This is a genomic window from Pseudomonas sp. SK2 (assembly GCF_016772395.1).
GTDB classification, from domain to species: Bacteria; Pseudomonadota; Gammaproteobacteria; order Pseudomonadales; family Pseudomonadaceae; genus Aquipseudomonas; species Aquipseudomonas taiwanensis.
In genome coordinates this window covers 3,880,910-3,900,098 of the sequence record NZ_CP061944.1, presented here as the reverse complement: position 1 = coordinate 3,900,098, position 19,189 = coordinate 3,880,910, and the positions used below count along the sequence as shown (strand labels likewise).

Here is a 19,189-nt window from a genome sequence, read left to right as displayed (position 1 = left end):
ACGACTTCTCTGGCCACTTCGCGGGTAACCCCGCTTCCACAGGTATCGCAAGAGCCCTGTTGAAGCGGGTTTATCCGTGCATGCTTCAGCGCATTTTTTCCAGCATCTGGTAGTACCACATCCCCGCCGCCAGCAGCGGATTCCCCAGCAGATCGCCCATTGGCACCCTGATGTGCTTGCACGCTGCGAAGGTGTCGAACTTTTCGAGCGTTCCTGTCAATGCCTCGGCCATGATCTCGCCCATGATGTGGCTGGTGGCGATGCCATGCCCGGAATAACCCTGGCAGTACCACACGTTGTCCGAAAGCTTGCCCAGCTGTGGAATGCGGTTGACCACGATGCCCATGGCGCAACTCCACTGGAACTCGATCGGGATGCCCTTGAGTGCCGGGAAGGTCCGCTCGATGCAAGGGCGCAGCTCGCCCTCGATATCACGCGAATCCTTGCCCGAATAGTTGGCGCCGCCGCCGAACAGCAGGCGCTTGTCAGCCGTCAGACGGTAGTAGTCGAGCACGAATCGGCAGTCGTACACCGCCAGGTCTTGCGGGTTGATCTGCTCGGCCAGCTCGCCCAACGGCGCGGTGGTGACGATGCCGCCCATGGCTGGGAAGATCTTGCCCTTGAGCTGGCGCTTTTCCAGCTTGTGGTAGACATCGCCGGCCAGCATCACCTGGCGGGCCTCGATCCTCCCTTCGGCGGTGACCACCGCCGGACGCGGGCCATGGACGATCTCCAGTACCTCGGAGTTTTCGAAGACCAGAGCACCCAGGCTGTGGGCGGCACGGGCTTCGCCCAGGCACAGGTTGAGCGGATGCAGGTGCAGGTTGCGTCGGTTCTTCAGCGCACCCAGGTACAGCGGGCTTTGCAGGTGTCGGGAGACGGCCTGGCGGTCGAGCAGTTGCACCTGGTCCCCCATGCCACGACGTTGGGCTTCGGCTTCGAACCCGCGCAGTTCTGCCATGTGCGAGGGCTTCATGGCGGCATGCAGGTGGCCACGCTTGAGGTCGCAATCTATTCGATAGCGCTCGACGCGCTGTTCGATGATCTGGTGCCCTCGCCAGCGCAGGTGCCAGATGAAGTCGTCGACCTCGCTGCCGAGGCGTTTGCGCATCTGCGCGCGCATGGCCTCATCACCGGACAGGCTGCCGGTGACCTGGCCGCCGTTGCGCCCACTGGCACCCCAGCCGATGCGATTGGTTTCGACAATGGCAACTTTCAGGCCACGCTCGGCCAGCTCCACGGCGGTGGCCACGCCGGTGAACCCGCCGCCGATGATGGCCACGTCGACCTCCACCGTGCCCTTGAGGGTCGGGTACTGCGTGTGGTCGTTCAACGTGGCGCTGTAATAGGACGGCGCGCGCTGGGCTGGCCCGTTCTTCACTGCTGCGTTCATTGGGTGTTCCTTGTTCTTCAATAGGGTAGGGCTCAGGCCTGGTGCAGGTACCAGCGCCAGTCCTGTTCGCTGACTTCGGCCATGAACTGGCGATACTCGGCGCGTTTGACCTTCAAATAGACCCCCAGGAAAGCCTCGCCCAGCGCTTCGCGAGCCCAGTCAGAGCGTTCCAGACTGTCCAGTGCGGTCAGCCAGTCGGTGGGCAGGAATTCGGTGGCCTGGGCATAACCGTTACCTTCGATCGGCGCACCGGGGTCCAGCTGCTCGCGAATACCACGGTGGGTGGCAGCCAGAATGGCCGCCGCGGCCAGGTAAGGGTTGGCATCTGCGCCGCATATGCGGTGCTCGACATGCCGGCTGTTGGCCGGGCCGCCTGGCACGCGCAGGCTCACGGTGCGGTTGTCCACCCCCCAGGTGGGGGCCAGCGGCGCATAGCTGTTGGCCTGGAAGCGTCGGAACGAGTTGGCATTGGGGCAGAACAGCAGCAACGACTCGCGCAAGTGGCGCAGCATGCCGGCCACGGCCTGGCGCAAGAGGGGGGTGCCGGCCTTGTCGTCGCTGGCAAACAGGTTGTTGCCAGCGCTATCGGCCAGGCTCAGGTGCATGTGCATGCCCGTGCCGGCCAGTTCGGCGAATGGCTTGGCCATGAAACAGGCCTGCATACCATGGGCGTGGGCCACACCCTTGACCAGGCGTTTGTAGCGCACAGCCTGGTCCATGGCGGTCAGGGCGTCACCGTGTTCCAGGGTGATTTCCACCTGGCCGGGCGCGTACTCGGAAATCGCGGTACGTGCCGGAATGCCCTGGGCTTTGCAGGCGGCGTACAGGTCGGCCAGGAACGGCTCGATCTGCTCCAGTTCACGCAGGCCGTAGACCTGGGTGGTACGCGGTCTGCCGCCATCGGCATCCAGCGCCGGTTGCGGGCGTCCTTGGGCATCGCGCTTTTGGTCAAGCAGGTAGAACTCCAGCTCGCAGGCCATCACCGGGTAATAGCCGTCGGCCTTCAGCGCATCGAGGGTGCGCAGCAGTACATGACGGGGGTCGGCAACGCTGGCAGGCAAGCCCTCGGTAGGGTGCATGCTGACCTGCACCGCGGCGGTCGGTACGCGGCGCCAGGGCAGGCGCACCAGCGAGCCGTCCAAGGGGTAGGCGCGGCAATCGATGTCGCCGACATCCCACACCAGCCCGGAGTTTTCCACGTCGTCGCCGTTGAGGGTCAGGCCAAGGATGGTGCTGGGCAGTGGGCGACCGCTGGCATAGACGGCCATCAGCTCATCGCGGTGCAGCAGCTTGCCGCGGGGCACGCCATTGGCGTCGAGGATGAACAGTTCGAACAGCTCGATATCGGGGTTTTCAGCCAGGAAGCGGCTGGCCTGCTCTGGGTGTGCAAAGTGCATATTGGTTCGCTCATGGGCGCACAGGACCGCCGCGCATGCGGGCGGTCAAGCTGAGTCAATCGGCCGATAGGGGCCGGTTCGGATCAGTCAAGCGTGAGCGAAGTATCCGGTGGGCGTGCGTGACGGCAGTGCCACAGGGCCCAGAAGGCAAGGATGATGTGGACCAGCGGATTTTCACCGGCACAGCTTCGGGCCTTCGGCAGCGAAGGGCGGGAGGACGGTGGGGCGAGGAGCTGGACGCAAGTCATGCCTTCGATACTCACATGCGGCGTAAGGTTGATTAAAGCAGTGAATGGCAACCTTCACATCTGGCTTCGCTAAACATTCGCAGGCGTGCGGACGCCGCGATAGCCATCGGAGCCTGCTTACCGGCGCTGGGACCGGTGCAGACAGCAAACAACCGTCAAATCTGCGACAATCGCGCATCTCTCGCATGCCGATCATGAAAAAGCAGGCTCACCTGCACGATTAAAAAGCCCCATGACAGACCACGCCATCGACCAATTGCTGAAAAACCTCGACCACGCCATGATCGCCGACCGCCATCGACTGCGGCGGCAGATCCATGAGCTGCGCAAGCGCCCTGACGAAGCCAAGCTGGCGCAATGGGTGGAAAAGGTCCAGGCATCCTGCGCCCAGGTCACCGCACGCCAGCAGAGCGTGCCGCACATCCGCTACGACGACAGCTTGCCGATTGCCGCCAAGCGCGACGAAATCAAGAAAGCCCTGTCCGAAAACCAGGTGCTGGTGATCGCAGGTGAGACCGGCTCGGGCAAAACCACCCAGCTGCCGAAGATTTGCCTGGAGCTTGGCCGTGGCAGCCATGGCCTGATCGCCCATACCCAGCCTCGGCGAATCGCTGCGCGCAGCGTTGCCGCGCGGGTGGCAGAAGAGCTGGGCACGCCGTTGGGCGGGTTGGTGGGTTATCAGGTGCGCTTCGAAGACCAGAGCGACAGCAACACCTTGGTCAAGCTGATGACCGACGGTATCCTGCTCGCTGAAACCCAGCACGACCGCTTCCTCGAACGCTACGACACGATCATCGTCGACGAGGCTCACGAGCGCAGCCTGAACATCGACTTTCTCCTGGGCTACCTCAAGACGCTGCTGCACCGTCGTCCCGACCTGAAACTGATCATCACTTCGGCGACCATCGACCTGGAGCGCTTCTCCAAGCACTTCGACGGCGCGCCGATCATCGAGGTGTCCGGCCGTACCTACCCGGTAGAAACCTGGTACCGCCCGTTGACCAGCGAGCAGGACGAGGAAGGCAACCAGGTCGAGGACGATCTCACGGTCGACCAGGCGATTCTCGCTACCCTGGACGAGCTGGCCCAGCATGAGCGCAGCGAAGGCAAGGGGCCGGGCGATGTGCTGGTGTTCCTGCCTGGTGAGCGCGAGATTCGCGATGCCGCCGACATCCTGCGCAAGGCCCAGCTTCGCCACACCGAGATCCTGCCGCTGTATGCCCGGCTTTCCCCGGCCGAGCAGCAGCGCATTTTCCAGCCCCATACCGGGCGCCGGGTGGTGCTGGCGACCAACGTGGCCGAAACCTCGCTGACGGTGCCGGGTATTCGTTACGTGATCGATACCGGTACTGCACGCATCAGCCGCTACAGCTACCGCGCCAAGGTGCAGCGCTTGCCGATCGAGGCCGTGTCCCAGGCCAGTGCCAACCAGCGCAAAGGCCGCTGCGGCCGCGTCGAGCCGGGTATTTGCGTGCGTCTTTACAGCGAAGAGGATTTCAACGGCCGGCCAGCGTTCACCGACCCGGAAATCCTGCGCACCAACTTGGCGGCCGTCATCCTGCAGATGCTGCACCTGCGCCTGGGCGCCATCGATGCCTTCCCGTTCATCGAACCGCCGGATGGCAAGGCCATCAGTGACGGCTTCAACCTGCTGCAGGAGCTGTCGGCGGTCAACCGCGAGAACCAGCTGACGCCGCTGGGCCGCCAGCTGGCGCGCTTGCCGATCGACCCGCGACTGGGCCGTATGCTGCTCGAAGGCGCGCGCCAGGGCAGCCTGCAGGAAATACTGATCGTCGCCAGTGCATTGTCGGTGCAGGACCCCCGCGAACGCCCACCCGAGCGACAGCAAGCCGCCGACCAGGCCCATGCCCAGTGGAAGGATGTCGACTCCGACTTCGCTGCCCTGGTCAATCTGTGGCGCGGTTTCGAGGAGCAGCGCCAGGCGCTGACCGCCAACCCGCTGCGCAACTGGTGCCGGAAAAACTTCCTGAATTACCTGCGTCTGCGTGAATGGCGCGATGCTCATCGCCAGTTGGCGCTGATCTGCCGCGACCTGCAATTGGCGGTGAACAAGGATCCGTCGGACTATCAGCGGATGCACAAGGCCATTCTCAGCGGATTGCTGAGTCAGATCGGCCACAAGACCGAAGATGGCGACTACCAGGGCGCCCGCCAGCGGCGTTTCTGGGTGCATCCGTCCTCGGGGCTGGGCCGCAAGCGCCCGCAGTGGGTGATGGCCGCCGAACTGGTGGAAACCACCAAGCTGTATGCGCGGATGGTGGCCAAGATCGAGCCCGACTGGATCGAACCGCTGGCCACGCACCTGGTCAAGAAGAACCATTTCGAACCGCATTGGGAGAAGAAGCGCGGGCAGGTGGTGGCCTACGAACAGATCACCCTGTACGGGCTGATCCTGGTGGGCCGCCGTCCGGTGCACTTCGGGCCCATCGACCCGGTGGCTTCGCGTGAGTTGTTCATTCGTGAAGCGCTGGTTGGTGGCGAGATCCAGTCGCGGGCCAAGTGCCTGTCGGCCAACAAGCGCCTGCTCGAAGAACTCGACGAGCTGGAAGCCAAGGCCCGCCGCCGTGACATCCTGGCCGACGAAGAGACCCTCTACGCCTTTTATGAAGCGCGGCTACCGGCAGAGATCCACCAGACCGCAACCTTCGACAGCTGGTACCGCATGGGCAGCCAGAAGGACCCCAACCTGTTGATCATGCGCGAGGAAGACGTGCTGGCCCGTGAAGCCAGCGAGGTCACCGCAGCGCAATACCCCGACAGCTTGCAGGTGGGTGACCTGCGCTTGCCGTTGAGTTACCACTTCGAGCCAGGCCACCCGCGCGATGGCGTGACCGTGCGGGTGCCCGCGCCGTTGCTGCCGAGCCTGCCGGGCGAGCGCTTGGAGTGGCTGGTGCCGGGCTTGCTGGAAGCCAAGTGCGTGGCCTTGGTGCGTAACCTGCCCAAGGCCCTGCGCAAGAATTTCGTGCCGGTACCCGACTTCGTCAAGGCATCGCTTGCCCGCATGACTTTCGGCCAAGGCGCATTGCCCCAGGCGTTGGGCCAGGAGTTGCTGCGCATGACGGGCGCTCGGGTGTCCGATGAGGCCTGGGACGAGTCGGTGCGCCTGGTCGAAGGGCACCTGCGGATGAACATCGAAGTGGTCGATGGCCAAGGCAAGTTCCTCGGCGAAGGGCGTGACCTGGCCGAGCTGACGGCACGTTTCGCTGCCGCCAGCCAGGCAGCGCTGGCCGTACCGCGCAACGACAAAACCGAGCAGCCGGTGCAGGCCAAGGCTTTCAGCGAAGTGGCGCAAACCGCCCAGCAGAAGATCGCGGGGTTGTCGATGACGGTCTACCCGGCGCTGGTCGAAGCGAACGGCACCGTGCGCGAGGCGCGCTTCTCGACCTTGGCCGAGGCTGAGTTCCAGCATCGTCGCGCCCTCCAGCGTCTGTTGCTGCAGCAGTTGGCCGAACCCGCCAAGTACCTACGTGGCAAGTTGCCAGGGCTGACCGAGTTGGGCTTGCTGTACCGCGAACTGGGCCGTATCGAGGCGCTGGTCGAGGACATTCTGTTGGCCAGTCTCGACAGTTGCATCCTTGAAGGGGAAGACCCGCTGCCGCGCGATGGCGCCGCATTGGCCGGCCTGGCCGAACGCAAGCGCGGTAGCTGGGCCGAGCATGCCGAGCGTCTGGCCCGCCAGGCCCTGGAGGTGCTTAAGTTGTGGCACGGCCTGCAAAAGCGCTTCAAGGGCAAGATCGACCTCAGCCAGGCGGTGTCGCTCAACGACATCAAGCAGCAACTGAGCAACCTGGTGTATCCAGGCTTCGTGCGCGAAACACCGGGAGTCTGGTTCAAGGAGTTGCCGCGCTATCTCAAGGCCGTCGAGCTGCGTCTCGAGAAGCTGGGCGCCCAGGTGCAGAAGGACAGGGTCTGGAGCGGCGAGCTGGGCAACCTGTGGGCACAGTACAAGGCGCGTGCCGACAAGCATGCCCAGGAGGGCAAGCGTGACGAGCAACTGACGCTGTACCGCTGGTGGCTGGAAGAGTATCGCGTATCGTTGTTCGCCCAGCAGTTGGGCACCAAGGTGCCAATTTCCGACAAGCGATTAAGCAAACAGTGGAGTCAGGTAGAGGGCTAAACTTCCCTGTTTGTGGCACACTTGGGTGAATTTTTGGGCCGTTTAGCGGCCTATCGCGGGCAACCCGCTCCTGAAGGAGCGGGGTTTGGCCGCGACGAGTGTGTAACCCTTTGTCTTTAAGTTGGCACTAAAGTGCCATTATCTGTCATGTTTCCAGCCAGCGCCCCGTGGCGATGGCCTTTGACCAGAGGAACGACCGTGCATAACGTCGTGATCAGCGGCACCGGCCTGTATACCCCGGCCCAGAGCATTTCCAACGAAGAACTGGTGGCGTCGTTCAACACCTGGGCGCAGCAGTTCAACCACGATAACGCAGCGGCCATCGAGCGTGGCGAGGTCGAGGCAGCACCGCTTTCCGATGCAGCTTTCATCGAAAAGGCTTCGGGCATCAAGAGCCGCTTCGTCATGGACAAGGCCGGCATTCTCGACCCTTTGCGCATGAAGCCGCGGCTGCCGGAGCGTAGCAATGACGAGCCGTCGATCCTCTGCGAAATGGCCGTGGCCGCAGCCCGACAGGCCCTGAAGCGCGCCGGTCGTACGGCGGCGGATGTCGACGGGGTGATCGTCGCCTGCTCCAACCTGCAACGCCCGTACCCGGCAATCGCCATCGAGGTGCAGAAGGTATTGGAGATTCAGGGTTTTGCCTTCGACATGAACGTGGCGTGCTCCTCGGCCACCTTCGGCATCCAGACCGCCGCCAACAGTGTGCAACTGGGCCAGGCCCGGGCGGTGCTGATGGTCAACCCGGAAGTCTGCACCGGTCACCTGAACTTCCGTGACCGCGATAGCCATTTCATCTTCGGTGATGCCGCCACTGCGGTGCTGATCGAACGTGCCGACCAGGCTACCTCCAGCCACCAGTTCGAGATTGTCAGCAGCAAGCTGTGGACCGAGTTCTCCAACAACATCCGCAACAACTTCGGCTTCCTCAACCGCGCGGCGGAAGAAGGCGAGGGCGCTGCGGACAAATTGTTCATCCAGGAAGGCCGCAAGGTGTTCCGCGAGGTGTGCCCGAAAGTGGCCGAACTGGTTGGTGCTCACCTTCAAGAAAATGGCCTTCAGCCGAGCGATGTGAATCGCTTCTGGCTGCACCAGGCCAACCTGAGCATGAACCACTTGATCGTCAAGAAGCTGTTGGGACGTGAGGTCGCTGAAGAAGAGGCACCGGTGATTCTGGACCGCTATGCCAACACCAGTTCGGCAGGCTCGGTGATTGCCTTCCACCTGTATCAGGATGATCTGGCCCCAGGTTCGCTGGGCGTGCTGAGCTCGTTCGGCGCGGGGTATTCGATTGGTAGCGTGATTCTGCGCAAGCGTTGAGTCTTGGGCTGACGGAACCGGTCTCTTCGCAGGTCAACCCGCGAAGAGACCGGTGCATTTCTACCCGGCATGAAAAAGGCGAGAAATGCTGGATGGGGTCAGCATTTCTCGCCTGGACGTAGAGCGAACCCTTAGAACTTGGCTTCCAGGTCGACCTGCAGGGTGTCGACGTCAGCATTGCTGTTCGGCAACTGCGACAGGTCGGTCTTGGCCATCAGGTAGGTAGCGCCCAGCGAGAAGTTCTTGTCGATCTCGTAACCGACCTTGAACTTGTGGCCACGCGAGCCGGTGTAGCCGTTGCCGAAGTCGGAATCAGTGAACAGGCTGACCACGGCGTTGCGCTGCACATCGCGGTAGTTGTAGTCCAGGCTCCAGGCTCCGAGCTTGGTCTTCAGACCGGCCAGCCAGGCCTGGTCTTCGCCGTCGGTGCTCTCGGTGTTCTTCACGTACTGGCCGTAAGCCGACAGCGGGATGGCGAAGCCGGTAAAGTCGATCTGGCCGAAGCCTTCGACCAGGTTGAACTCGTTGGTGGTGTTGCCGAACGACTGGAGGATGGCGGCTTCCTTGTCGTTGTCATAGCCGTAGATGCTCGCACCCACGGTGACTTTTAGGGCATCGACCGGCGCGAACTTGGTCCCCAACTGGCCGTGGTAGACCTGGGCGTCGTGCTTGTATTGCACGCCGTCACCATCGACGTTGTCCTTGAGGGTGTACTGACCGGCGCTGGCGAACACTTCGGCGCCGCCCAGATCGGTTTTGTAGGTGGCGGCGAAGCCTTCCGGGTTGATGTCGCTGTCCCAGATGATGTCGCCCATGCTCACCCAAGGCTGCTGCATCTTGCCGCCGATCAGGTGCAGGTTCGGCACGCCGGTAGGGTGCCAGTCCAGGTAAGCCTGGTCGACCCACAGCGACTTCTTGTCGAAGTAGTTGTCGAAGCTCTGATTGGTCGAGCGACGGTCGGCGCTGCTGCCAGTGGCGATACGCACGCCTGCGTCGACTTGCGGGTTGATCTCGCTGTAGAAGCCAACGCGGGCACGGACGCGCTGACGATCCTGGTTGCCGCTGCTGCTGTTCGGATCGTCGACGTTGACGTCTTCGTAGCGCAGGCGTACATCACCTTTGATCTGGGTCTTGGCGGCCCATGCCACTTTCTGTTCGAAAGAACTCAGGCGGTCGGACTGAGCTTTCTGGTCGGCCTTTTCCTTGGTTTCCTTTGCCAGGTCGCCCTGCAGTTCGTTGTACTGCGCCTGATTGATCGAGCCATTGGCGCGGAGCATCTCGAGCAGCTTGGCGTCGACAGCAGCACTGGCCGGAGTACTCAGAGCCAGCATCATGCCGGTGAGGCTCACTCCGGTAAGTGTAGAAACAAGACGCATAAGGTTCTCCCTACTGAAAAAAATGGGGGAGGCTCTGCGCCCGCCCCTATGTTGGCATGTCTTCGGAAAGGGCCTGAATAGACAGGTTCTGAGGTTCCGGAAAACAGGCGCAAGTATTGCGGGGGCGAATGACAGATTAATGTCTAATTAGTGGCACTGTGGTTAAGTAATTGAGAATGAAAGGATAAGCGGGGGCCTGCACCATTTGAGCGACAGTGCGTCTTTCCGAGATACTGGCCCCCTCAAACCGAGAGTCGATACCGTGACCAGCCTCTACAGCCTTGCCCATTTGCGTGACTTGCCAGCGGCCACCTGGGATGCGTTGGTGCCTGCAGGCCAGCCCTTTCTACGCCATGCATTCTTGAGTTCGATGGAAGACAGCGGCAGCGTCGCACCCAGCACCGGCTGGGCTGCCGAGCACCTGGTGCTGGAGCGTGATGGAAAGGTGCGGGCGCTGCTGCCGGCCTACCGCAAATGGCATTCGTTCGGTGAGTACGTGTTCGACCATGGTTGGGCGGATGCCTGTGAGCGAGCCGGGATCGCCTATTACCCCAAACTGCTCGGTGCCGTGCCGTTCAGCCCGGTCAGTGGCCCGCGCCTGCTCGCCAGCGCGCCCGACGATGGCCTGGTGTTGCTTCAGGCGTTGCCGGAGTACCTGGGCAAGGGCGGCTTGTCCGGGGCGCATATCAACTTTACCGAGCCCGCGCTGGATGAGCAGATCGCCGGCTTGCCGGGCTGGATGGAGCGGTTGGGTTGCCAGTTCCACTGGCGCAACCGGGGTTATCGGGACTTTCAGGACTTTCTCGATACCTTGAGTTCACGCAAGCGCAAGCAGATGCGCAAGGAGCGTGAGCAGGTGGCCGGGCAGGGCATTGATTTTCAGTGGTATCGGGGCGATGAACTGGACGAGGCGCGATGGGACTTCGTCTATCGCTGCTACGCCAATACCTACGCAGTGCGTCGGCGTGCGCCCTACCTGACGAGGGAATTCTTCAGCCTGTTGGCGGAACGTATGCCGGCGTCGGTGCAGGTCGTCATGGCTCGTCAGGGCGGGCGTGACGTGGCCATGGCGCTGAGCCTGGTCGGTGGTGACAGCCTGTTCGGTCGCTACTGGGGTTGCCTGGATGAATTCGACCGGCTGCATTTCGAGACCTGTTTCTACCAGGGCATGGACTTTGCCATGGCCCAGGGACTCCAGCGATTCGATGCTGGCGCGCAGGGGGAGCACAAGTTGATCCGAGGCTTTGAGCCTGTGTTGACGCGGTCGTGGCACTACCTGCTGCATCCGGGCCTGCGCCGCGCGGTAGAGGACTTCCTCGGGCAGGAACGGCTAGGGGTGAGGGCCTATGCCGAGGAAGCACGGGGCATGTTGCCGTATCGGCGGGATTGATCGCATCAGCTCTGTGGGCGCGGTCAGTCGACGCCGACGAATCCTCCGGTCTGGTGATGCCACAAGCGCGCGTACAGGCCCTGCTGTTCCAGCAGCTCGCTGTGGCTGCCACTTTCGACGATACGCCCCTTGTCCAGCACGACCAGCCGGTCCATTCGCGCGATGGTCGATAACCGGTGGGCAATGGCGATCACGGTCTTGCCTTGCATCAAGGTTTCCAGGCTTTCCTGGATCGCCGCCTCGACCTCCGAGTCCAGCGCCGAGGTGGCTTCGTCCATGATCAGAATAGGAGCGTTCTTCAGTAGCACGCGGGCGATGGCGATCCGCTGACGCTGACCGCCTGAGAGCTTGACCCCGCGCTCGCCGACATGGGCGTCGAAGCCGGTGCGACCCTGGGCGTCCGAGAGCTGCGGTATGAACTCGTCGGCGCGGGCGCGGCGCACGGCTTCGTGCAACGCCAGCTCGCTGGCATCGGGGCGGCCATACAGCAGGTTGTCGCGGATCGATCGGTGCAACAGCGAGGTGTCCTGGGTAATCATGCCGATCTGCGCCCGCAGGCTGGCCTGGCTCACTTCGGCGATATCCTGGCCATCGATGAGAATGCGCCCGCCCTGCACGTCGTAAAGGCGCAGCAACAGGTTGACCAAGGTGGATTTGCCAGCGCCGGAGGGGCCGATCAGGCCGATCTTTTCTCCTGGGCGAATGTCCAGGTTCAGCCCATCGATCACGTTGCGGCCCTTGCCATAATGGAAGTCGACGTCATCGAAGCGTACGGCGCCGCGGCTGACCTTCAGCGCGGGCGCATTGGGCTTGTCGGTGACGGTCACGGGCTGGGCGATGGTCTGCAGGCCGTCCTGGACCATGCCGATGTTCTCGAAAATGCCGTTGACCACCCACATGATCCAGCCTGACATGTTGACGATGCGAATCACCAGGCCCGTGGCCAGGGCGATGGCGCCGACAGTGATCAGCGACTGGCTCCACAGCCACAGTGCCAGGCCGGTGGTGGTGACCACCAGCAGGCCATTGAGGCTGGTGATGACGACGTCCATGCTGGTGATGACGCGGGAGGCCAGCTGGGTTTTCTCGGTCTGTTCGCGGATGGCGTCGCGGGCGTACTGCTGCTCGAAGTCGGTGTGGGCGAACAGCTTCAGGGTGGCGATGTTGGTGTAGCCATCGACGATTCTGCCCATCAGCTTGGAGCGGGCGTCGGAGGAAATTACCGAGCGTTCCTTGACCCGTGGCACGAAGTAACAGAGCGCGGCGATGTAGCAGGCGATCCAGGCCAGCAGTGGCAGCATGAGGCGCCAGTCGGCCTCGGCGAACAGCACCAGCGAGCTGATGGCGTAGATCAGCACATGCCATAGGGCATCCACCGCCTGCACGGCTGAATCGCGAAGGGAGTTGCCGGTCTGCATGATGCGCTGGGCGATGCGCCCGGCGAAGTCGCTCTGGAAGAAGTTCAGACTCTGCTTGAGCACATAGGTATGGTTTTGCCAACGGATCAGGCTGGTCATGCCGGGGTTGATGGTCTGGTGCACCAGCAGATCGTGCAGGCCGAAGAACAGCGGCCGCAGCACCAGGATCACCACCAGCATCCAGATCAGTTCGCCACTGTGCTCGCTGAAGAAGTTAGCATTGGCAGTGCCCTGGGCCAGGTCGATGATGCGGCTCAGGTAGCTGAACATCGCCACTTCGATGACCGAGGCGACCAGGCCGACCACCAGTAGGGCGAGGAAACTCGGCCATACCTGGCGCAGGTAGTACAGGTAGAACGGCCAGACCTGGCTGGGAGGCGCCTCGCTCGGCGCCTCGCGGAAGATATCGATCAGTTGCTCGAAACGGCGATACAGCATGGGTGACGGCACTCCTGTTCCATCCGACCCTCAGGCGGTTTCACGTCCCTGTGAAGCCTGGGGTCAGTCGATGCGTTTGGCGGACTTGATGTACACCGGGTCGGCCGGGACATCGCGCATGCCCTTCTTGATGGTGGTCGGCGAGTTGACGATCTGGTCGACCACCTCCATGCCCTTGGTGACCTTGCCGAACACGGCGTAGCCGCGGTCACGGCCAGGGTTGAGGAAATCGTTGTCGGCCACGTTGATGAAGAACTGGCTGGTGGCCGAGTTCGGGTCCGAGGTGCGGGCCATGGCCAGGGTGCCACGGGTGTTCTGCAGGCCATTGCCGGCTTCGTTGGTGATCGGCGCGCGGGTGCTCTTTTGCACCATCTGGTCAGTGAAGCCGCCGCCTTGGGCCATGAAGCCTGGGATCACACGGTGGAAGATGGTGTTGTTGTAGAAGCCGCTGTCGACGTATTCGAGGAAGTTCTTGGTACTGATCGGCGCCTTCTCGGCATTGAGCTCGATTTCGACCGGGCCGAAGCTGGTGTCGAGCAACACGTGAGGGGTCTTGTCGGAAGCCATGACGCTTGTGGCGAACGCGACCGAGCAGGCGGTGAGCAGGAGTTTTTTCAGCATGGGCTCAAAGATCCTTGAGAGGTTGAGGCGGCTGCAAGGAAGTGCAGCAGGGTCTGGTTGAAGACCTCGGGTTGATCGAGGGGTGTAGCGTGCCGGGAATCGTCGATGACTACCAGCTTTGCCTGGGGCATCAGGGCGACGTAGCGCTCTTTGAGTTGTATCGGGGTGTAATCCTGGTCGGCGGCGATCACCAGGGTAGGACAGCGGATCTGCCCGATGCGTTCCTGTACACCCCAGTCGACGATGGCGTCGAAGCTCTTGAGGTAGGCGCGTTTGTCGTTGCGAGCCCAGCGTTGGGCCATGGTTTGACGCAGCTCGGCTTGCTGGGGTTTGGGGAACAGCCGCTCGGCCAGGCCCTTGCCGACCGTTTCGACACTCAGGATGCGCGCCAGGCCCCAGCGCTTGAGCCACCAGATCCAGTCGCTGCGGGTACGGCGCTTGACTTCGGGGGCACTGTTGACGATGCACAGGCTGCGCAGCCATTGCGGATGATCGACAGCGAACTGGAAGCCGACCATGCCGCCCATGGACAGGCCGACGAAATGCACCGGCCCGGTCTGAAGGTGTTCGAGCAGGGCCAGCAGGTCGGCGCTGAAGGTGGCGATCTGGTAGCCGTCGCGGGGTTTGTCGGAGCGCCCGTGGCCCCGGATGTCCATGACAATCACGCGATAATGAAGGCTCAGCACGGGTACCTGCAGTTCCCAGTCCTGGCTGCTAGACCCCAGTCCGTGCAGCAACACCAGGGGGGCGCCCTGGCCATATTCCTCGTAATGCAGTGAGCATCCCTGGTGTTCGAAATAGGCCATGGGCGCGGTCCTCTCAGGCTTGTGGGGGGGCTGCGAAGGGCACGTCCAGTGGCGCGGTATCGAAGTTGCGCAGCAATTCGATGAGGATCTGCGTAGCCGGGCCCAGGGTCTTCTCTTTGCTCGAATAAAGGTAGAACAGTGGATGGCGGCTGCCACCCTGATCCAGTGGCAACGGCTTGAGCACGCCCTCACGCAGCTCCCGTTCGATCATGTGCCGTGGTAGCCAGGCGAAGCCCAGGCCGCTGCTGACGAAGGTCGCGGCGGTGCCCAGGCTGCCGACGGTCCAGCGCTGCTCGGCGCCCAGCCAGCCGACATCGCGCGGCTGGGCGCGCCCGGAGTCGCGGATCACCACCTGCAACTGGCTTTCCAGGTCCTGGAAGGTGATTTCCCGTCCCAGACGATGCAGGCTGTGCTCGGGGTGGGCGACTGCGATGAACTCCACCGCGCTGAGCTCGCTGCCCAGGTAACCACCGATGCTGTAGCTGCTGATGGCGAGGTCGGCAATGCCTTCATGCATGACTTCCTCGACACCGGACAGCACTTCCTCGCGCAGGCGCACCCGGCAACCGCGGCTCTGCGGCATGAAGGCGGCCAGGGCACGCACCAGACGAGCGCTGGGGTAGGCGGCATCGACCACCACGCGCACCTCGGCCTCCCAGCCTTGTTCCATGTGGTGCGCCAGGTCTTCGAGCTGGCTGGCCTGCTTCACCAGGTGGCGGGAACGGCGCAGCAGCACATTGCCCGCTTCGGTCAACACCGCCTTGCGTCCATCAATGCGCAGCAGGGGCACGCCCAATTGTTCCTGCATGCGTGCCACGGTATAGCTCACCGACGACTGCGAGCGGTGCAGGGCCTCGGCAGCCTGGGCGAACCCGCCGTGATCGACCACTGCCTGCAGGGTTCGCCACTGATCCAGGGTCACGCGCGGCGCTTTCATCTTTGGCTCCTGTTGTCCTAAGCTGCGCTCTTTCAAGGAGAGCGCCCCATGAAGAAATGTTGTGCGGCTTTACTGATGTGCCTGCCCCTCGGGGCCATGGCTTATCCCATCGACGTGGAGAAGGAACTGACGGGGGTCAAACTCGACTACACCGCCTACGACACGGCCTATGACATCGGTGCCATTACCCTGAACAACTATGGGCAGGTACCGGCGGCGTGCAAGGTGATGTTTCGCAATGGCCCGGAAGCGCCACGGGTGCGCCGGGTGAACGTTCCGGCAGGTAAAAGCGTGGATGTCACCGCCAAGTTCAACCGGGAGATCATCAAACTGCGCATCACCTTGGACTGCAACGCTCAATAAAACTGATTGTTCGATAGATTGCACCCACTTTTTACGCTTTTTTATCGATAGGTCAAGCCTTAATCTTCCCTCCATCGAATCGCAACCCTTTTTGCCGATGGAGGCACCCCATGTCCCGCGTACTGATCATCGAAAGCAGCGCCCGCCAGCAGGATTCCGTTTCCCGTCAACTGACCCGCGACTTCATTCAGCAATGGCAGGCTGCGCACCCCGCCGATGAGATCACCGTACGCGACCTGGCCGTGACCCCGGTGCCGCACCTGGATGCCAACCTGTTGGGTGGCTGGATGAAGCCCGAGGAGCAACGCAGCGCCGCTGAACTGGAAGCTCTGGCCCGTTCCAACGAACTGACCGATGAGTTGCTGGCCGCTGACGTGCTGGTGATGGCCGCGCCGATGTACAACTTCACCATCCCCAGCACCCTCAAGGCCTGGTTGGACCATGTGCTGCGCGCCGGTATCACCTTCAAATACACCCCGACCGGCCCGCAAGGCCTGCTGGCTGGCAAGCGCGCCATCGTCCTGACTGCCCGTGGCGGCATCCATGCCGGTGCCCTCAGCGACCATCAGGAACCTTACCTGCGCCAGGTGATGGCCTTCATCGGCATCCATGACGTGACCTTCATCCATGCCGAAGGCCTGAACATGAGCGGTGACTTCCACGAGAAGGGCATCAACCAGGCCAAGGCCAAGCTGGCCTCGGTGGCCTGAGTCGTAGCGCATTCCCAACCCTGACACCTTTGTTGCTCCTTTGGGTGTACCTGCCCGGCCTCGATGGCCGGGTTTTTTTTGCGCCCGTCATGACATTATCGTCGTTCGTCAGATCGAGCCCCCTCAGTTTCGGATCGTAGGCGTGAGCCTTACTCGCGATAGGCCGATTGACGCGCCCCCCTCAAGACCTGGGCCAGGCACCTTCCTCACATTCCTCATGGTTGAACTCACCGGCTGCAACCCGCTAAGGTCGCCGCCTTGATCCACGAGAGGCAACCATGGGCTACCTGATAATCGTCGCGCTGATCCAGGCGTTTTCCTTCAGCTTGATCGGCGAGTACCTGGCCGGACACGTCGACAGCTACTTTGCCGTGCTGGCAAGGGTCGTGCTGGCGGGGCTGGTGTTCCTGCCGCTGACCCGCTGGCGCCAGGTCGAGCCGCGCTTCATCCGCTCGATGCTGCTGATCGGCGCGCTGCAGTACGGCATCACCTACGTCTGCCTGTACCTGAGCTTTCGCGTGCTCACCGTCCCAGAAGTGCTGCTGTTCACCATCCTCACACCCCTGCATGTGACATTGATCGAAGATGCCCTGAACCGCCGCTTCAACCCCTGGGCGCTGTTTGCTGCCCTGGTCGCGGTGGCCGGTGCCGCAGTGATCCGCTTCGACACCATCAGCGGCGAGTTCTTCATCGGCTTCCTGCTGCTGCAATTGGCCAACTTCACCTATGCCACCGGCCAGGTGCTGTACCGTCACCTGGTTGCTCGACACCCTAGCGACCTGCCGCATTACAAGCGTTTCGGCTATTTCTACCTGGGCGCGCTGATCGTGGTGCTGCCCGCGTTCCTCTTGTTCGGAAATGCCCAGCACCTGCCTAGCACCGACGTGCAGTGGTTGGTGTTGCTGTTCCTCGGCCTGTGTCCGACCGCCTTGGGCCTGTACTGGTGGAACAAGGGCGCGTGCCTGGTTTCCGGGGCGACGCTGGCGGTGATGAACAACCTGCATGTGCCGGTGGGGCTGCTGCTCAACTTGCTGATCTGGAACCAGCACGAGCCGCTGGGAAGGCTGTTCATCGGCGGCGCGATCATCCTGGCCTCGGTATGGATGACTCGCCTGGGCGGGCTCCGCAAGGCGGTTCATCCCTGAAGAGGCGGTGAACGGGTGGGGGCGGCTTGGGTTTGCCCAAAGCCGCCCCCACGGTTTCAGGCGTCGCTCATTTCTCTCAGGCCGTGCACTGCCGGCGCCAGGTGGCTCCGAGCCGCCAGCCCTACCCGCATGTCAGTGCCACTGGGCTGCTGATAAAGGCTCAGGCCGAACTCCGGCAGCACGGCCAGGAGGTAGTCGAAGATGTCCCCCTGGATCCGCTCGTACTCGGCCCACACCGTAGTGGTGGTGAAGCAGTAGATCTCCAGCGGCACGCCTTCGGCAGTGGTCTGCATCTGACGGACCATGCAGGTCATGCCCTGGTGCACGTTGGGGTGATTCTTCAGGTAGGCCAGGGCAAAGGCGCGGAAGGTACCGATATTGGTCAGCTTGCGTCGATTGGCCGACAGCTCAGCCACCGGCCCCAAAGCCTCGTTCCAGGTTTGCAGTTCCTGGCGTTTTCCAGCCAGGTAGTCACCGAGCAGGCGTACCTGGGTCAGGCGCTGTTCTTCCTCGCGTGTCAGAAAGCGCACGCCGGCGGCGTCGATGAACAGGCTGCGCTTGATGCGCCGTCCACCGGATTGCTGCATACCCCGGTAGTTGCGAAACGATTCGCTCATCAGGCGCCAGGTGGGAATCGAGACGATCGTCTTGTCGAAGTTCTGCACCTTGACCGTATGCAAGGTAATGTCCACCACGTCACCATCAGCGCCGACCTGGGGCATTTCGATCCAGTCGCCCACGTGCAGCATGTCGTTGCTGGTCAGTTGCACGCTGGCGACGAACGACAGCAGGGTGTCCTTGTACACCAGCAGCAGAACCGCCGACATGGCGCCCAGGCCGGAAAGCAACAACAGTGGCGAGCGGTCGATCAGGGTGGCGACGATGATGATCACGGAGAAGATCCATAGCATCATCTTGGCCAGTTGCACGTAGCCTTTGATCGAGCGGGTGCGAGCGTGTTCGGTGCGGGCATAGATGTCCAGCAGCGCATCGAGCAGGCACGACAGCGCCAAGGTCATGAACAGCAGGGTGAAGGCCAGGGCGACGTTGCCGAGGAAGTGCTGGGCGGTGTCGGACAGTTCCGGTACCAGTTTCAGGCCGAACTGGATCACCAGCGAGGGGGTGGTCTGGGCCAGGCGCTGGAACACCTTGTTGTGGCGCAGGTCATCGAACCATCTGAGGGCACTCTGGCGCGCCAGCAGGCGTGTGGCGTGCAGCACGAAGAAGCGGGCCAGGCGACCAACCACCAGGGAAGCGATCAGCAACACCACCAGGCCGAGGGCGGCGTGGAGCATGGGGTGTTGATCGAGGGTGCCCCACAGATCGAGGGTATCGCGCCAGATTTGTTGAATATCCATAAGCGTACAAGCAGGTCTTTATTGCAAAACGAAGGGCCATTAGAACGCGCATGACCGCCCTGATGCCAAAAGAAATTCGGCTAAAACGGCAGAAAACGTTACCCTATGCAACTGAATTTCCCCGCACTTGC

14 protein-coding genes are annotated in these 19,189 nt (G+C 62.5%); 6 read left to right on the top strand and 8 right to left on the bottom strand.

The genetic code is table 11. The features are described from left to right. Positions 1-85: 85 nt before the first annotated feature. A complete protein-coding gene (locus IF103_RS17445; RefSeq protein ID WP_023381704.1) occupies positions 86-1,393 on the bottom strand; it encodes an NAD(P)/FAD-dependent oxidoreductase in 1,308 nt (435 codons plus the stop codon). 32 nt (positions 1,394-1,425) lie between these two features. Further along, on the bottom strand, positions 1,426-2,790 hold the full coding sequence (locus IF103_RS17440) for a glutamine synthetase family protein (protein ID WP_027907441.1): 1,365 nt from the start codon (positions 2,788-2,790) through the stop codon (positions 1,426-1,428). Between the two features lie 480 nt (positions 2,791-3,270). On the opposite strand from IF103_RS17440, the gene hrpA reads away from it, so the two are divergent. Next, positions 3,271-7,176: an ATP-dependent RNA helicase HrpA gene (hrpA, locus tag IF103_RS17435; RefSeq protein ID WP_023381701.1), complete on the top strand. Its 3,906-nt coding sequence runs from the start codon at positions 3,271-3,273 to the stop codon at positions 7,174-7,176. 198 nt (positions 7,177-7,374) lie between these two features. Further along, positions 7,375-8,496, top strand: coding sequence for a beta-ketoacyl-ACP synthase III (locus IF103_RS17430; protein WP_186598959.1), 1,122 nt, complete (start codon positions 7,375-7,377; stop codon positions 8,494-8,496). Between the two features lie 131 nt (positions 8,497-8,627). Here IF103_RS17430 and IF103_RS17425 read toward each other — a convergent pair whose 3' ends face one another. Further along, positions 8,628-9,872 (bottom strand): putative porin, encoded by a 1,245-nt coding sequence (locus IF103_RS17425; RefSeq protein ID WP_023381699.1) that lies wholly within the window; start codon positions 9,870-9,872, stop codon positions 8,628-8,630. Between the two features lie 262 nt (positions 9,873-10,134). Between IF103_RS17425 and IF103_RS17420 the strand changes: the two genes are divergently transcribed. After that, positions 10,135-11,262, top strand: a complete 1,128-nt coding sequence (locus IF103_RS17420; RefSeq protein ID WP_023381698.1) for a GNAT family N-acetyltransferase — start codon at positions 10,135-10,137, stop codon at positions 11,260-11,262. A gap of 23 nt (positions 11,263-11,285) precedes the next feature. On the opposite strand, the gene IF103_RS17415 is transcribed toward IF103_RS17420, so the two are convergent. The 4 genes from IF103_RS17415 to IF103_RS17400 form a co-directional block, all read right to left on the bottom strand. Next, on the bottom strand, positions 11,286-13,118 hold the full coding sequence (locus IF103_RS17415; protein ID WP_023381697.1) for an ABC transporter ATP-binding protein: 1,833 nt from the start codon (positions 13,116-13,118) through the stop codon (positions 11,286-11,288). Positions 13,119-13,181: 63 nt separating this feature from the next. After that, positions 13,182-13,739 carry a peptidylprolyl isomerase gene (locus IF103_RS17410; protein ID WP_023381696.1) on the bottom strand — a complete coding sequence of 186 codons (558 nt, stop codon included), beginning with the start codon at positions 13,737-13,739 and terminating at the stop codon, positions 13,182-13,184. Beyond that, a complete protein-coding gene (locus IF103_RS17405) occupies positions 13,733-14,545 on the bottom strand; it encodes an alpha/beta fold hydrolase (protein ID WP_023381695.1) in 813 nt (270 codons plus the stop codon). Before IF103_RS17405 ends, IF103_RS17410 begins: the two co-directional genes overlap by 7 nt. A 13-nt stretch (positions 14,546-14,558) precedes the next feature. After that, on the bottom strand, positions 14,559-15,482 hold the full coding sequence (locus IF103_RS17400; RefSeq protein WP_023381694.1) for a LysR family transcriptional regulator: 924 nt from the start codon (positions 15,480-15,482) through the stop codon (positions 14,559-14,561). Positions 15,483-15,530: 48 nt separating this feature from the next. On the opposite strand from IF103_RS17400, the gene IF103_RS17395 reads away from it, so the two are divergent. From IF103_RS17395 to IF103_RS17385, 3 genes are all read left to right on the top strand, one after another. Further along, complete coding sequence (locus tag IF103_RS17395) at positions 15,531-15,845, top strand: hypothetical protein (protein ID WP_023381693.1); 315 nt, start codon at positions 15,531-15,533, stop codon at positions 15,843-15,845. A gap of 110 nt (positions 15,846-15,955) precedes the next feature. After that, positions 15,956-16,555, top strand: a complete 600-nt coding sequence (locus IF103_RS17390) for an FMN-dependent NADH-azoreductase (RefSeq protein ID WP_023381692.1) — start codon at positions 15,956-15,958, stop codon at positions 16,553-16,555. 278 nt (positions 16,556-16,833) lie between these two features. Beyond that, positions 16,834-17,700: a carboxylate/amino acid/amine transporter gene (locus tag IF103_RS17385; RefSeq protein WP_023381691.1), complete on the top strand. Its 867-nt coding sequence runs from the start codon at positions 16,834-16,836 to the stop codon at positions 17,698-17,700. A 56-nt stretch (positions 17,701-17,756) separates the two neighbouring features. On the opposite strand, the gene IF103_RS17380 is transcribed toward IF103_RS17385, so the two are convergent. Beyond that, positions 17,757-19,058, bottom strand: coding sequence for a mechanosensitive ion channel family protein (locus IF103_RS17380; protein ID WP_027907443.1), 1,302 nt, complete (start codon positions 19,056-19,058; stop codon positions 17,757-17,759). Positions 19,059-19,189 lie beyond the last annotated feature (131 nt).

Coding starts and splice junctions, on each gene's coding strand:
- IF103_RS17400 (WP_023381694.1), bottom strand. CDS start 15,482: ATGAAAGCGCCGCGCGTGACCCTGGATCAGTGGCGAACCCTGCAGGCA.
- IF103_RS17410 (WP_023381696.1), bottom strand. CDS start 13,739: ATGCTGAAAAAACTCCTGCTCACCGCCTGCTCGGTCGCGTTCGCCACA.
- hrpA (WP_023381701.1), top strand. CDS start 3,271: ATGACAGACCACGCCATCGACCAATTGCTGAAAAACCTCGACCACGCC.
- IF103_RS17405 (WP_023381695.1), bottom strand. CDS start 14,545: ATGGCCTATTTCGAACACCAGGGATGCTCACTGCATTACGAGGAATAT.
- IF103_RS17440 (WP_027907441.1), bottom strand. CDS start 2,790: ATGCACTTTGCACACCCAGAGCAGGCCAGCCGCTTCCTGGCTGAAAAC.
- IF103_RS17385 (WP_023381691.1), top strand. CDS start 16,834: ATGGGCTACCTGATAATCGTCGCGCTGATCCAGGCGTTTTCCTTCAGC.
- IF103_RS17425 (WP_023381699.1), bottom strand. CDS start 9,872: ATGCGTCTTGTTTCTACACTTACCGGAGTGAGCCTCACCGGCATGATG.
- IF103_RS17395 (WP_023381693.1), top strand. CDS start 15,531: ATGAAGAAATGTTGTGCGGCTTTACTGATGTGCCTGCCCCTCGGGGCC.
- IF103_RS17380 (WP_027907443.1), bottom strand. CDS start 19,058: ATGGATATTCAACAAATCTGGCGCGATACCCTCGATCTGTGGGGCACC.
- IF103_RS17415 (WP_023381697.1), bottom strand. CDS start 13,118: ATGCTGTATCGCCGTTTCGAGCAACTGATCGATATCTTCCGCGAGGCG.
- IF103_RS17390 (WP_023381692.1), top strand. CDS start 15,956: ATGTCCCGCGTACTGATCATCGAAAGCAGCGCCCGCCAGCAGGATTCC.
- IF103_RS17445 (WP_023381704.1), bottom strand. CDS start 1,393: ATGAACGCAGCAGTGAAGAACGGGCCAGCCCAGCGCGCGCCGTCCTAT.